The organism is Winogradskyella sp. HaHa_3_26 (assembly GCF_019278425.1).
Taxonomy (GTDB): Bacteria; Bacteroidota; Bacteroidia; order Flavobacteriales; family Flavobacteriaceae; genus Winogradskyella; species Winogradskyella undariae.
The window spans coordinates 1,024,841-1,039,252 of sequence record NZ_CP058981.1; the positions used below are offsets into that span (position 1 = coordinate 1,024,841).

Sequence of the window (14,412 nt, forward strand, 5' to 3'; positions counted from 1 at the left end):
ACTTACATTCCTGTTCTAATAGCTTCAACCGGATCTAAACGAGAGGCTCTTAAAGCAGGAATCACACCTGAAACAAGACCAATTATAGAAGAGATAAAAAATCCAAGTAACATGTTTTGTATTGAAAGTACAAACTCAAAATCTTCGGTAAGACTACTTCCTATCAAAGTTCCTATCCAAACCAGAAATAAACCTACGACGCCTCCTACAACAGCTAAAATTACAGCTTCAAATAAAAATTGAAATAATATAAATTTATTCTTAGCGCCTAATGATTTTTGGATTCCAATAAGATTGGTACGCTCTTTAACACTTACAAACATAATATTAGCAATACCAAAGCCTCCAACTAAAAGAGAAAAACCACTTATTACCCAACCTATTAAGTTTAGCATTCCTAACATTTCATCAATAGCACCTTGTAAACCTGCTATAATGTTTATAAAAAAGGTATCTATATCATCTGGTTTTAAACCTCTTTTATATCTCATAATTTGAGTTATCTCAGCTTTTAACCCTTCTATATCTGCATCTTTTTTAGGTTTAATAATTGCCATATACATTGTATAAGGATTATTATCACCATATCTATTTCTATAATAGTTAGCTGGTAGAAAAATAGAAATATCATTACTATCACCAAATAAGCCAGAACCTTCTTTTTTAACAACTCCGATAACCGTAAACTTCTGCCCGTATAATCTTACTTTCTTTCCTATAGGTTCTAATTCTCCAAAAAGAGATTTAGCAATTTCAGAACCTATAACAACAACGGCTTTACCAGAATTAGACTCCGATTCATTATAAAATCTTCCTTTTTCAAATTCTAAAACCTGAATATCTGTAAACTCACTTGAAACAACAACAGTATTTACACTACTAACTAATTCAGATTCATATCTAATATTTTCACGTTTTACGCCTAATTGTAAAGCCACATGATCTACTTCTGTCAATGAAGACTTTAAACTTTTATATTCATTATAAGAGACCTGGTCAAAAGTTTCTCTTTGCCAACGTGGTACATCTGATGGCCCAAAAGAGCGATTAACAACATACATTGTATTACTATCTAAAGAACTTAATTGTGAGCTTATGGTCTTATCTAAAGAATCTACCGCTGCTAACACAGCTATAATGGAAAATATACCAACAGTTACACCTAAAAGAGACAAAAATGTTCTGAGTTTATTGTTCCGAAGTGCATTTAATGCAAATGAAAAACTCTCTTTTAGTAAACGTAAATAGACCAGCATGTAAAAGTTATTTTTTATGATAAACTTATCTCGATTTACTCTATTTCTTATGAAATAAAAGCACAAATAAATTCAACATTTTAAATATAGGACGTTTTCAACAATTTATTGTTACAAAAAATTGAAAGAAACTCGTTTTTCGTCAAAACTATAACTCTGAATATGCGTATTTTTGCGCCTTCGAAATCACAATACAACATACAACACAACATTATGAGTAACAAAACCATTTCATCGGTACTAATTTCTGTTTTTAGTAAAGAAGGATTAGAGCCTATTGTAAAAAAATTAAACGATCTTAACGTTACAATTTATTCCACAGGTGGAACAGAAAAGTTCATTAAAGATTTAGGTATAAATGTCGTACCCGTAGAAGATGTTACATCTTACCCATCAATTCTTGGTGGTCGTGTAAAAACATTACACCCTAAAGTTTTTGGAGGTATTTTAAATCGTCAAAATCACGAAGGTGATGTTGCTGAATTAAAAGAATTTGAGATCCCACAAATCGATGTAGTCATTGTAGACTTATATCCTTTTGAAAAAACGGTAGCTTCAGGTGCAAGCAACCAAGATATTATTGAAAAAATTGATATCGGAGGAATTTCTTTAATTAGAGCTGCTGCTAAAAATTATGCAGATGTTACTTGTGTTTCTTCTGTTGATGATTATGCTGAATTTTTAGAGTTATTAGAAACTAAAAACGGTGAAACATCTGAAGATGATAGAAAACAATTTGCTGCAAAAGCATTTAATGTTTCTTCTCATTATGATTCAGCGATTTTTAATTATTTCAACAAAAATCAAGAAATACCAACTTTAAAAATTTCAGAAAATAACGGAAAAGTTTTACGATATGGTGAAAACCCACATCAAAAAGGATTTTTCTTCGGTGATTTTGATGAGATTTTCACAAAATTACACGGTAAAGAATTAAGTTACAACAACCTTTTAGATGTTGATGCTGCTGTAAATTTAATGCTAGAATTTAAAAACGATGCTCCAACATTTGCGGTATTAAAACATAATAACGCCTGTGGTTTAGCACAACGTGATACGTTACACCAAGCCTATGTAGATGCATTGGCAGGAGATCCTGTTTCTGCTTTTGGTGGTGTTTTAATTAGTAATACTGAAATTGATGTTGCTAGTGCAGAAGAGATTCATAAATTATTTTGTGAAGTCGTAATTGCTCCTTCTTTTTCAGATGAAGCATTAGAGATCTTAAAAGGAAAGAAAAACAGAATTCTTTTAATCTTGAAAGATATTGAAATGCCAAAAACAAATGTAAGAAGTTGTTTAAACGGTGTTTTAGTTCAGGATAGAAATAATATTACAGATACACTTGAAGGTTTAAAAGCTGTAACAAAAACAACGGCAACTGCAGAAGAATTAGATGACTTAATATTTGCTTCTAAAATCTGTAAGCATACTAAATCTAACACTATTGTTTTAGCAAAAAACAAACAATTATGTGCTAGTGGAACAGGACAAACAAGTAGAGTTGATGCTTTAAACCAAGCCATCCATAAAGCACAATCTTTTAAATTTGATTTAAAAGGAGCTGTAATGGCGAGTGATGCATTTTTCCCTTTTCCAGATTGTGTAGAGATCGCTGATAACGCTGGTATTACTGCTGTGATTCAACCAGGAGGATCTATAAAAGATGAATTAAGCATTAGCTATTGTAATGATAATGATGTTGCTATGGTATTTACCGGAACACGTCATTTTAAGCATTAAAAAACATAAAAAAGAAGTTATTTTAGAACCTAGAATCACATTTTTGATTCTAGGTTCTTTTTAATTTTAAATAAAAAGAAAAAAAGTATATCAATAAGTGTCTATTATCATAGAAATATCGTATAATTCACTACATTTACGAATAGTCTCATTAATTAAGACACAAATAACCCAAATAATTTAAGAATAGCACATGGGATTTTTTGATTTCCTTACAGAAGAAATAGCCATAGATTTAGGAACAGCAAATACATTAATTATCCATAACGACAAAGTTGTTGTAGATAATCCATCGATAGTTGCCAGAGACCGCATTAGCGGAAAAATCATAGCAGTTGGTAAAGAGGCCAACATGATGCAAGGAAAAACTCACGAAAACATAAAAACGATTCGTCCTCTAAAAGACGGAGTTATTGCTGATTTTGATGCTTCAGAGCAGATGATAAGCATGTTTATTAAAAATATACCTGCATTGAAAAAGAAATTTTTCAATCCTGGTTTACGTATGGTAGTTTGTATTCCTTCTGGTATTACAGAAGTAGAAATGCGTGCTGTAAAAGAATCTTGTGAACGTGTTAACGGAAAAGAAGTCTATTTAATACACGAACCTATGGCAGCTGCTATTGGTATTGGTGTAGATATTATGCAACCTAAAGGAAATATGATTGTTGATATCGGAGGTGGTACCACCGAAATTGCAGTTATTGCTCTTGGAGGAATTGTTTGTGATAAATCTGTAAAAGTTGCAGGTGATGTATTTACAAACGATATTATTTATTATATGAGAACCCAACATAACTTATATGTTGGAGATAGAACTGCTGAAAAAATAAAAATTCAGATTGGTGCTGCAACTGAAGATTTAGAATTACCTCCAGAAGATATGAGCGTTCAAGGACGTGATTTATTAACAGGTAAGCCTAAACAAGTTCAAATTTCATTCCGTGAAATTGCTAAAGCTTTAGATAAATCTATTCTAAGAATTGAAGATTCTGTAATGGAAACTTTATCTCAAACACCTCCCGAATTAGCCGCTGATATTTATAACACCGGAATCTATTTAGCTGGAGGAGGATCAATGTTAAGAGGTTTAGACAAACGACTATCTCAAAAAACAGATCTACCTGTATATATTGCAGAAGACCCTTTAAGAGCCGTAGTTAGAGGTACAGGAATCGTACTTAAAAGCCTATCTAAATACAAAAGCATATTGATTAAATAAGAAGTAAATAATGCAACAAATATTCAATTTTGTTATAAGAAACAAAACCTTTCTGTTGTTTTTATTGCTTTTAAGTATAGCCTTAACGCTAACAATTCAGTCACATTCGTATCATAAAAGTAAATTTATAAACTCAGCTAATGTTTTAACTGGCGGAGTCTATGGTACAATGAATTCTGTTGATCAATATTTTAACTTAAAAACAGAAAACGACATTCTTGCTGAAGAAAACAGAATTTTAAGAGAACAACTGCTTAATTCATCTGTTGTAAAGGATTCATCTTTTATAGATACAACGTATCAAAAATCTAAATATCGTGTTACAACTGCTGAAGTCTATAAAAACAGCTATTCATTAACCAATAATTATTTAACTTTAAATAAAGGTAAAAATGATGGTGTAAAACAAGATTTTGGTGTTATAACCTCTAACGGTATTATTGGTATTATTGATAATACCTCTAAAAATTACTCTAGAACACTGTCCATATTAAATCATAAAAGTCAAATTAACGCACAACTTAAATCTTCTAACCATATTGGGTCATTAACATGGAATGGAAAATCTCCTGTTTTTGTACAACTAGAAGATGTGTCTCAATTTGCACCTATTAAAGTAGGCGATACAATTGTAACAGGTGGTGAATCTTCAATTTTCCCTAAAGGCATTGGCATTGGTACAATTGATAGTTTCAAAACAGACATCAGTGGAGACACTTACACAATAGAAGTTAGATTGTTTAATGACATGACTAATGTTGGAACTGTTTACATTTTAGAAAATTTAGACAGTAATGAAATTAATTCATTAGAAAACAAAAGTGATGAATAATGTTACTGGTACAAATATCGCTCGGTTTATTTTACTCCTTCTAATTCAGGTGATCATATGTAATCATATTAACTTTTTAGGATACATAAACCCTTACATATATATTATTTTTATATTTATATATCCTGTTAAAGATGAACGCCTACTGTTCCTTTTTATAAGTTTTTTACTTGGTTTATTAGTCGATTTATTTTCAGACTCTGGAGGTGTGCATGCAGCAGCAGCTGTGAGTTTAGCTTATGCACGCCCCTTAATTTTAAAAAGTTCTTTCGGAATGCTCTACGAGCATCAATCTATAAAATTTAATGCTACAGAAATCGGAATCTTAATTAGTTATATTACGATAGGTACAATTCTTCATCACTTAATTCTATTCTCTTTAGAAGTTTTTAACGTTTCTGAAATACTATTAATCTTGAAAAAGACGTTATTCTCTAGTATTTTCACTATAATACTTAGTGTATTAATTATAATTTTATTTAGTCGAAACCGAAAATGAGAAAACTGTTATTAATCTCCACTGTTATTCTTGTTGGCCTTGTTTTTATAGCACGTTTATTTTATCTTCAAGTTTATGATAATTCTGCGTATAATATATTTGAAGATATTGCCATCAAAAAAGAATACAACTACCCAAAACGCGGATATGTTTACGATAGAAATGGAGAACTTTTAGTTGCCAACCAGCCATCTTATGATGTTATGGTTATCCCTAGAGAAGTGGCCCCTTTAGATTCATTAGAAATTGATGAATTTTGTAAACTTTTAAAAATAACAAGAGAAGATTACGATAATAAACTACAAAGAGCCACAACGTATTCCCCTAGACTTCCATCTCCTTTTGTACCTCAGCTTTCAAAAAAAGATTATGCTGTTCTTCAAGAGAAAATGAGAAAATTTGAAGGGTTTTATATTCAAAAACGTTCACTTCGTTCTTATCAAACAACAATTGGAGCTAATGTTTTAGGGGATATCGGAGAAGTTAATCGCTCTATAATTGAAAAACAACCTTACTATAAATTAGGAGATTTAATAGGAAACCAAGGGGTCGAAAAAACTTATGAAGATGTCTTACGAGGTGTTAAAGGAATAAAGTTTATTCAAAAAGACAGATTTAACAAAAATATTGCCCCATATAAAGATGGTATCTATGATACCTTACCAAAACCAGGAAAGGATATTACAATTACCATTGATGCAGAATTACAAGCTTATGGTGAGTTGTTAATGAAGCACAAACGAGGTGGAATTGTAGCCATTGATCCAAGTACAGGTGAAATATTAGCAATGGTGACAGGTCCTAGCTATAACCCAAATGATTTAGTTGGAAGAAATAGATCTAAAAACTACACAAAACTACATTACGATACTATTGCAAAACCTTTATACGATAGAGGATTATTAGCTCAATATGCACCAGGTTCGCCTTTTAAAGTAATAAATGCGCTTATTGGCTTACAAGAAGGTGTTATTGATGTAAATGACACTTACACTTGTAGAATGGGCTATTATTATGGTAGCAGAAAACTAACAGGTTGTCACCACCACAGCAATCCTACAAATATGAATTGGGGTATTTCTCAATCCTGTAATGGCTACTTTGTTCATGTCTATCGAAAAATCATAGATAAATATGATGATGCAGGAGTTGGAATGAACGTTTGGGCTAACCACGCTAAAAGTTTTGGTTTAGGTAACTTTTTAAATAATGACTTGTCTGTTGGTCGAAAAGGAAGAATACCTGATGGGGATTATTACGATAGAGCTTATGGTGATAATCGTTGGGGATCAACGTATATAGTTTCTAATGCTATTGGTCAAGGAGAAGTAGAAACAACACCTATTCAACTCGCTAATATGACAGCTGCAATTGCTAATCGCGGGTTCTATTATACCCCCCATATTATAAAAAATATTGAAGGAGATACTATTCCTAAAAAATATACAACACCAAAATACACAACAATAGATAAAGAAAATTTTGAACCCGTTGTACAAGGAATGTTTGATGTTTATAATTATGGAACAGCACAATCTTTAAAAGTACCAGGCATAGATATTTGCGGTAAAACAGGAACTGCAGAAAACTTTATAAAAATAGACAGTGTAAAAACACAACTTACAGATCATTCTATTTTTGTAGCTTTTGCACCTAAAGACAATCCTAAAATCGCACTCGCTATCTTTGTAGAAAATGGCTATTGGGGAAGTCGCTTTGCTGGTAAAATGGCAACTTTAATGATTGAAAAATACATTAATGGTAATATTACACGAACAGATTTAGAAAGTTGGATTTTAACTCATAGTCTTGAGAACGAATACAAAAAACCTTATTCTGGTGAACCTTTTCAAATTAATAGAGGCTCACAACTTCAGGTTATTGACAATTATGCTGTAGAACTACCAGAAACAAGCGACTTAAAATTATAAATTTACATGCTAAGAGCAAATCAAAGACACTTTAAGTTCGATTGGATTACTATTATTCTATTTTTATTATTAGTAGGTTTTGGATTTCTTAATATTTTATCGGCTTCACATATAGGTGAAATTACGAGTTATTTTGATACCGATCAGCTTTACGGTAAACACATGATGTTTATTGGACTAACCTTTGTTCTTATTGTACTAATCCTTTCCGTAGAAGCTAAATTTTACGAACAATTTGCGAGTGTTATTTACCTGGTCGCCATGCTTAGCTTAGTTGGTTTATTCATTTTTGGAAAAGAAGTTAATGGAGCGCGCTCTTGGTATGGTATTGGTAGTATGACTATTCAACCTAGTGAATTTGCTAAATTTGCTACAGCTCTTGCTGTTGCAAGATATATGAGTGATTTGCAAACTAACATGCAGACCATTAAAGATCAAATTAGTGTCGTTGCAATAATCTTCACTCCTGCGCTATTAATTTTACTTCAAAATGATGCCGGTAGTACAATTGTATATTTATCTTTTTTCTTTGTTTTTTATAGAGAAGGATTACAACAAGTATATTTAACGATAGCTATAAGCCTAATTATACTTGCTGTAGTAGGATTAAAATTTGGTGTTTTAATTACTGCAGTTATCGCTGCAATTATCATCTTCACATCCTATTTTTTAAGAAAGAGAAAACGAGGTTCACTTATTAAACATATTGGTATTCTTGTTGTTTGTGTAGGTTTTTCCTATGGTGTAAAATTATTTTATGAACATGCTTTACAGCCACATCAACAAAATAGAATTAGTCTTTGGTTACGTTTAGAAAAAGACCCTACGAAGCTTGAACGAATGAAAAAAGTAGAAGCCTACAACCTTATTCAATCAGAACATGCTATTAGTTCTGGTGGCCTTACAGGAAAAGGATTTCTTCAAGGCACAAGAACTACAGGTAAATTTGTACCAGAACAGCACACCGATTATATTTTTAGTACCGTTGGTGAAGAATGGGGTTTTATGGGTACTAGTTTTGTTGTAATCCTATTTGTAATGCTTATTGTTAGAATATTATATCTTGCAGAAGCTCAGAAATCACAATTTAGCCGTGTTTATGGTTATGGTGTAGCTTCAATATTACTTGTCCATTTTACGATTAATATTGGTATGGTTATGGGCTTAATACCAACTGTTGGTATCCCTCTACCCTTTTTTAGTTATGGAGGTTCAGGACTTTGGGGCTTTACTATTCTACTTTTTATATTCGTAAAGTTAGATAGTAATAAGATTAATGAATGGTAAATAAAAAAGACCACCTTTACAGTAGTCTTTTTTATAAAATATTTCAAATAAATATTATTTTAAACTTGATAAACTCGCTTTAATCGTTTCAATCTTAGCTAAAGCATCAGCCTCTTTCTTTTTCTCAGAAGCTACAACTTGTTCTGGTGCACCTGCAACAAAACGCTCGTTAGATAGTTTCTTTTGTACAGACTTAAGAAAACCTTCAGTATAACTTAACTCTTCAGTAAGTTTAGCTATCTCAGCTTCAACATCTATACTTCCTTCCATAGGAATAAAGTATTCGTTAGATTTTACGCGATAAGTTAAAGCTCCTTCTACAGCTTCCGTTACATAATCATAACTCTCTAGGTTACCTAATTTAGAAATTACAGCATCAAAAGTCGTTGTTGCATTTTCGTTATTAACCACAGAGAAACTAATAGCATCTTTAAAAGCAATATTCTTTTGTTTTCTTATGTTTCTAATTCCTGAAATAACTTCTGAAGCAAAATCGAACTCAGAAATTAATGTTTCATTAATAGGTTTTGCTTCTGGCCATTTTGCTATAATTAAAGCTTCTTCAGGAGAACGCTCTTTAATATATTGCCAAATATCTTCCGTTAAGAAAGGCATAAATGGATGAACAATCTTTAAGTTATCTTCAAAAATAGACATTACTTTATTGTAAGTTGTTCTATCTATTGGTTGTTGATAAGCGGGTTTAACCATCTCTAACATCCAACCACAGAAATCATCGTAAATCAACTTATAAATAGACATTAAAGCATCACTTAATCTGTATTTACTAAAATGATCTTCTATTTCTACTAATACAGACTGAAACTTAGCTTCGTACCATTCTAAAGCTATTTTACTAGAGTTTGGTTGTTCAATATCTGCAACTTCCCAAAGGTTCGTTAATTGAAAAGCATTCCATATTTTATTACCAAAACCTTTACCTTGTTGGCATAATGTTTCATCAAACATTAAATCATTTCCGGCTGCAGAACTTAATAATAAACCTACTCTTACACCATCTGCTGTATATTCTTCAATAAGTTTTAAAGCATCTGGAGAATTACCAAGAGATTTAGACATTTTTCGTCTTTGTTTATCTCTAACTAATCCTGTTAGATAAACATTTTCAAAAGGCTTTTCGTCTTTATATTCATAACCAGCAACAATCATACGTGCCACCCAGAAAAATAAAATATCTGGACCAGTTACTAAATCATTCGTTGGATAATAATATTTTATTTCTTCGTTTTCAGGATTACGAATACCATCAAAAACACTCATTGGCCATAACCAAGAACTAAACCAAGTATCTAAAGCATCTGTTTCTTGTCTTAAGTTTTCTGCTTTTAAATCTGAATTCTTTGTTTTCTCTTGGGCTAATTTTAAAGCTTCTTCTATAGTTTCTGCAACTACAAAATCCTCTTTTCCATCTCCATAATAAAATGCAGGAATTTGTTGTCCCCAAAGTAACTGACGTGAAATATTCCAATCACGAATATTCTCCATCCAGTGTCTGTAAGTATTTTCAAACTTCTTAGGAAAAAGTTTAATATCACCATTCTTTAAAACAGCATCAATAGCAGGTTGTGCTAAATCTTCCATTTTTAAAAACCACTGATCACTTAAACGTGGCTCAATAACGGCTTTGGTACGCTCAGAAGTTCCTACTTTATTAATATGGTTTTCAGTTTTAACTAAAATACCAGCTTCTTCTAATTCTTTAGAAATTGCTTTTCTAACCACAAAACGATCTTGACCTTCGTAATGCATTCCGAAGCTATTTAAACTCGCATTATCATTAAAGATATCAACCACTTCTAAATTATGTCTATCTCCTAAACCTTTATCGTTTTCATCGTGTGCAGGTGTTACTTTTAAACAACCTGTACCAAATTCAACATCTACATATTCATCTTCAATAATAGGAATAACACGTCCACAAATAGGAACAATAGCTTTCTTTCCTTTTAAATGCGTAAAACGCTCATCATTTGGATTGATACAAATTGCGGTATCACCAAAAATTGTTTCAGGACGTGTAGTTGCAATAGTTAACTTTTCGTCACTACCTTCAATTTTATATTCTAAATAATAAAGCAAGCCTTGTTTTTCAACATGATTTACTTCTTCATCAGATAACGTTGTTTTTGCTTCAGGATCCCAATTCACCATTCGGTAACCTCTATAAATTAAGCCTTTATTATATAAATCAACAAACACTTTAATTACAGCTTCGGACATATCATCGTCCATGGTAAATTTAGTTCTGTCCCAATCACAAGAACATCCTAACTTTTTAAGTTGGTCTAAAATAACACCACCATATTCTTCTGTCCACTCCCAAGCATGTTCTAAAAACTCTTCGCGAGAAAGGTCATTTTTATCAATGCCTTGCTCTTTTAGCTTAGCCACAACTTTTGCTTCTGTAGCAATAGAGGCATGATCAGTTCCGGGAACCCAACACGCATTTTTCCCCATTAAACGCGCACGACGAATCAATACATCTTGAATGGTATTGTTCAACATATGCCCCATGTGAAGTATCCCTGTAACATTTGGAGGAGGAATAACAATCGTATAAGGCTCTCTTTCGTCTGGCACAGAATGAAAGTAGTTATTTTGCATCCAGTAGTCGTACCACTTATTTTCTACTGACTGTGCATTATATTTAGAAGGAATTTCCATTTTTTGGTATTGTTTTTGTAATATAGCTGTCAAAAGTACTTATAATTCCTATTTCGAAAAATTATTAATGGAACTATATGGTGTAAAAAAGCAGAAAATCTGTTAAAAGCCATGTATTACAACTAATAAATTTTGATTGAAACGAAAAAGTACCTAGTTTTGAATAATCAATTTTAAAATTAAAATGATGAAAAATTTATTAGCAATCTTATTTGTAGGACTAATTAGCTTTGGTTCTTTCGCTCAAGAAAAAGTAGCAAAAATCGAGTTTAAAACAGATGTTATTGACTACGGTACTATTGAAAAAGGTGCTGATGGTGTAAGAGTATTTGAATTTACAAATACAGGAGATGCTCCTTTAGTAATTTCTAATGTAAAATCTACTTGCGGTTGTACTGTACCAAAAAAGCCAAAAGATCCTATTATGCCAGGTGAAACAGGTGTAATTGAAGTAAAATATGACACTAAAAGAGTAAACCCTATTAGAAAAACAATCACTGTTTTTTCTAATGCGGAAACACCAACTGTAGCTTTAAAAATTAAAGGTTTAGTTGTAGACTCTAGCAAGACTAGTGTTTTAGAAAAGAAAAGCAAAAGCATGTTAGAGCAATAATTTAGCTTGCTTTCTAAAGTTTAAAATGAGTTCTCATATCGAGGACTCATTTTTTTATGCTTTTTTAGCATATAAACCTTAATAAATTTCAGAACTTAGCACTTTAAAAATTCATCTTAATATGCCAATAATATCAAACAAAGGCATCAACATGCCAGAATCTCCAATTAGAAAATTGGTACCGTATGCCGAAGCTGCACATAAAAAAGGTAAAAATGTTTATTACCTTAATATCGGTCAGCCAGATATAAAAACCCCTCAGGTCGCTCTTGATGCTGTTAAAAATCAGAATTTAGAAACTATAGCCTATAGTAGATCTGAAGGTTCTGAAACATACAGAATTAAAATTGCAGAATATTATAAGCGTAATTCTATTAACGTAACTCATAACGATATCATTGTTACTACAGGAGGAAGTGAAGCACTTTTATTTGCTTTTGGTAGTATAATGGATAAGGATGATGAAATAATAATCCCAGAACCATTTTATGCTAACTATAACGGATTTTCTATAGCTTCTGGCGTAAATGTAGTACCGGTAATTTCTAAAATTGAAGATAATTTTGCTTTACCTGCAATTGAGGAATTCGAAAAACTTATTACTCCTAAAACTAAAGCTATATTAATCTGCAACCCAGGAAACCCTACAGGTTATTTATATTCTAAAGAAGAAATAAAGCAATTAGCTGCCGTTGTAAAAAAGCATGATTTGTTTTTAATTGCTGACGAAGTTTATAGAGAATTTGTCTACGATGGTATTGAGCACTACTCTATTTTACAAGAACCAGGTATAGAAGAGCATGCTATCATTATAGATTCTGTTTCTAAACGTTACAGCATGTGTGGCGCAAGAATTGGATATTTAGTTTCAAAAAATAAAGAATTTATAAAGACAGCTTTAAAATTTGCCCAAGCAAGATTAAGTCCTCCAACATTTGCTCAAATTGCTAGTGAAGCAGCTTTAGAAACTCCTCAGAGTTATTTTGATGATGTTAAAGATGAATATGTAAAACGTAGAAATACGCTAATTACTGAATTGGAAAAAATTGAAGGTGTAAAAGTTGCAAAACCTAACGGTGCCTTTTATTGTATTGCTGAATTACCAGTAAAAAATTCAGACGATTTTGCAAAATGGTTATTAGAATCTTTTGATTATAATAATGATACTGTAATGGTAGCACCTGCTGCTGGCTTTTACTCTACGCCAGGCGTTGGATTAAACCAAATTAGAATAGCATACGTATTAAACGAAGAAAGTCTAATAACTGCAGTTAAAATATTAAAAGAAGCATTAAAAGTTTACAAGGACTAATGACTATTATTAACAACGCTTCATTAAAACCTTTTAACACCTTTGGTATTGATGCTAATGCACAATCTTATTGTGACATTAGCTCAATAGAAGCACTTAAAGACATTCTTAAAGCGCAACATTCTAAACCTCTATTTTTTTTAGGAGGTGGAAGCAATATGCTATTAACTAAAGATATTGAAGCACTTGTTCTTCATATTAATTTAAAAGGTATTGAAGTCGTTAGTGAAACAGAAGACACCGTCATAGTTAAAGCTATGGCAGGTGAAAACTGGCATAATTTTGTCCTTTGGTGTTTACAGCATAATTATGGAGGGATTGAAAATCTTTCTTTAATACCTGGTAATATAGGAACAGCACCTATTCAAAATATTGGAGCATATGGAGTTGAGCTTAAAGATGTGTTTTCGAGTTGTGAAGCTATAAATGTAGAAAATCAAACCTTAAAAACATTTTTAAAACCGGATTGTAATTTTGGCTACAGAGAATCTATTTTTAAACAAGATTTAAAAGGCGACTATATTATTACAAGTGTTAATCTTCAATTAACAAAAACGAACCACCATTTACGAATAGATTATGGTGCTATTAAAAATGAATTAGAGGATTTACAAATAGAAAACCCTACAATTCAAGATGTTTCAAAAGCAGTTATAGCCATTAGACATAGCAAATTACCAGATCCAAAAGAAATTGGTAATAGCGGTAGTTTTTTTAAAAACCCTATTGTAACAGCAGCAACTTTTAAAGCATTACAAGCTAACTTTACAGATGCACCATCTTACGTCATTTCAGAAGATGAAATTAAAGTACCGGCAGGTTGGCTCATTGAAAAAGCGGGTTTTAAAGGAAAACGATTTAAAGACTATGGGGTCCATGATAAACAAGCTTTGGTTTTAGTCAATTATGGAAATGCAAAAGGCAAAGACATATTTAAATTAGCACAACTAATTCAAAAAACAGTAAAACGCTTATTTAATATTAATATAGAAACTGAAGTGAATATTATATAAAACAAAAGCCACAATTAAA

11 protein-coding genes are annotated in these 14,412 nt (G+C 31.7%); 9 read left to right on the plus strand and 2 right to left on the minus strand.

The window, feature by feature from the left end:
- Nucleotides 1–2: 2 nt before the first annotated feature.
- The gene (locus H0I32_RS04500; RefSeq protein ID WP_173587341.1) at nucleotides 3–1,256 is read right to left on the minus strand and encodes an ABC transporter permease; all 1,254 of its coding nucleotides are present in this window, start codon (nucleotides 1,254–1,256) and stop codon (nucleotides 3–5) included.
- Nucleotides 1,257–1,469: 213 nt separating this feature from the next.
- On the opposite strand from H0I32_RS04500, the gene purH reads away from it, so the two are divergent.
- From purH to rodA, 6 genes are all read left to right on the plus strand, one after another.
- Complete coding sequence (gene purH, locus H0I32_RS04505) at nucleotides 1,470–2,999, plus strand: bifunctional phosphoribosylaminoimidazolecarboxamide formyltransferase/IMP cyclohydrolase (RefSeq protein WP_179312887.1); 1,530 nt, start codon at nucleotides 1,470–1,472, stop codon at nucleotides 2,997–2,999.
- Between the two features lie 193 nt (nucleotides 3,000–3,192).
- Nucleotides 3,193–4,221, plus strand: coding sequence for a rod shape-determining protein (locus tag H0I32_RS04510; protein ID WP_173587339.1), 1,029 nt, complete (start codon nucleotides 3,193–3,195; stop codon nucleotides 4,219–4,221).
- Nucleotides 4,222–4,231: 10 nt separating this feature from the next.
- Nucleotides 4,232–5,053 carry a rod shape-determining protein MreC gene (gene mreC / locus H0I32_RS04515; protein ID WP_179312886.1) on the plus strand — a complete coding sequence of 274 codons (822 nt, stop codon included), beginning with the start codon at nucleotides 4,232–4,234 and terminating at the stop codon, nucleotides 5,051–5,053.
- Nucleotides 5,046–5,552 carry a rod shape-determining protein MreD gene (locus tag H0I32_RS04520; protein ID WP_179312885.1) on the plus strand — a complete coding sequence of 169 codons (507 nt, stop codon included), beginning with the start codon at nucleotides 5,046–5,048 and terminating at the stop codon, nucleotides 5,550–5,552. The genes mreC and H0I32_RS04520 overlap by 8 nt, the downstream gene beginning before the upstream one ends.
- Nucleotides 5,549–7,483 carry a peptidoglycan D,D-transpeptidase FtsI family protein gene (locus H0I32_RS04525; protein ID WP_179312884.1) on the plus strand — a complete coding sequence of 645 codons (1,935 nt, stop codon included), beginning with the start codon at nucleotides 5,549–5,551 and terminating at the stop codon, nucleotides 7,481–7,483. Before H0I32_RS04520 ends, H0I32_RS04525 begins: the two co-directional genes overlap by 4 nt.
- Before the next feature lie 6 nt (nucleotides 7,484–7,489).
- Entirely contained in the window at nucleotides 7,490–8,770 is a 1,281-nt protein-coding gene (rodA, locus tag H0I32_RS04530; protein ID WP_179312883.1) for a rod shape-determining protein RodA, read from the plus strand.
- A 54-nt stretch (nucleotides 8,771–8,824) separates the two neighbouring features.
- Here the strand turns inward: rodA and H0I32_RS04535 are convergent, their stop codons facing one another.
- The gene (locus tag H0I32_RS04535) at nucleotides 8,825–11,455 is read right to left on the minus strand and encodes a valine--tRNA ligase (RefSeq protein WP_179312882.1); all 2,631 of its coding nucleotides are present in this window, start codon (nucleotides 11,453–11,455) and stop codon (nucleotides 8,825–8,827) included.
- A 187-nt stretch (nucleotides 11,456–11,642) separates the two neighbouring features.
- Here H0I32_RS04535 and H0I32_RS04540 point away from each other — a divergent pair, with 187 nt between their 5' ends.
- From H0I32_RS04540 to murB, 3 genes are all read left to right on the plus strand, one after another.
- Nucleotides 11,643–12,068: a DUF1573 domain-containing protein gene (locus H0I32_RS04540; RefSeq protein ID WP_173587333.1), complete on the plus strand. Its 426-nt coding sequence runs from the start codon at nucleotides 11,643–11,645 to the stop codon at nucleotides 12,066–12,068.
- A gap of 121 nt (nucleotides 12,069–12,189) precedes the next feature.
- Nucleotides 12,190–13,380: a pyridoxal phosphate-dependent aminotransferase gene (locus tag H0I32_RS04545; RefSeq protein ID WP_173587332.1), complete on the plus strand. Its 1,191-nt coding sequence runs from the start codon at nucleotides 12,190–12,192 to the stop codon at nucleotides 13,378–13,380.
- Complete coding sequence (murB, locus tag H0I32_RS04550) at nucleotides 13,380–14,393, plus strand: UDP-N-acetylmuramate dehydrogenase (protein WP_179312881.1); 1,014 nt, start codon at nucleotides 13,380–13,382, stop codon at nucleotides 14,391–14,393. The genes H0I32_RS04545 and murB overlap by 1 nt, the downstream gene beginning before the upstream one ends.
- Nucleotides 14,394–14,412: the final 19 nt, after the last annotated feature.

Coding starts and splice junctions, on each gene's coding strand:
- H0I32_RS04540 (WP_173587333.1), top strand. CDS start 11,643: ATGAAAAATTTATTAGCAATCTTATTTGTAGGACTAATTAGCTTTGGT.
- H0I32_RS04510 (WP_173587339.1), top strand. CDS start 3,193: ATGGGATTTTTTGATTTCCTTACAGAAGAAATAGCCATAGATTTAGGA.
- purH (WP_179312887.1), top strand. CDS start 1,470: ATGAGTAACAAAACCATTTCATCGGTACTAATTTCTGTTTTTAGTAAA.
- H0I32_RS04545 (WP_173587332.1), top strand. CDS start 12,190: ATGCCAATAATATCAAACAAAGGCATCAACATGCCAGAATCTCCAATT.
- H0I32_RS04525 (WP_179312884.1), top strand. CDS start 5,549: ATGAGAAAACTGTTATTAATCTCCACTGTTATTCTTGTTGGCCTTGTT.
- murB (WP_179312881.1), top strand. CDS start 13,380: ATGACTATTATTAACAACGCTTCATTAAAACCTTTTAACACCTTTGGT.
- H0I32_RS04500 (WP_173587341.1), bottom strand. CDS start 1,256: ATGCTGGTCTATTTACGTTTACTAAAAGAGAGTTTTTCATTTGCATTA.
- H0I32_RS04535 (WP_179312882.1), bottom strand. CDS start 11,455: ATGGAAATTCCTTCTAAATATAATGCACAGTCAGTAGAAAATAAGTGG.
- rodA (WP_179312883.1), top strand. CDS start 7,490: ATGCTAAGAGCAAATCAAAGACACTTTAAGTTCGATTGGATTACTATT.
- H0I32_RS04520 (WP_179312885.1), top strand. CDS start 5,046: ATGAATAATGTTACTGGTACAAATATCGCTCGGTTTATTTTACTCCTT.
- mreC (WP_179312886.1), top strand. CDS start 4,232: ATGCAACAAATATTCAATTTTGTTATAAGAAACAAAACCTTTCTGTTG.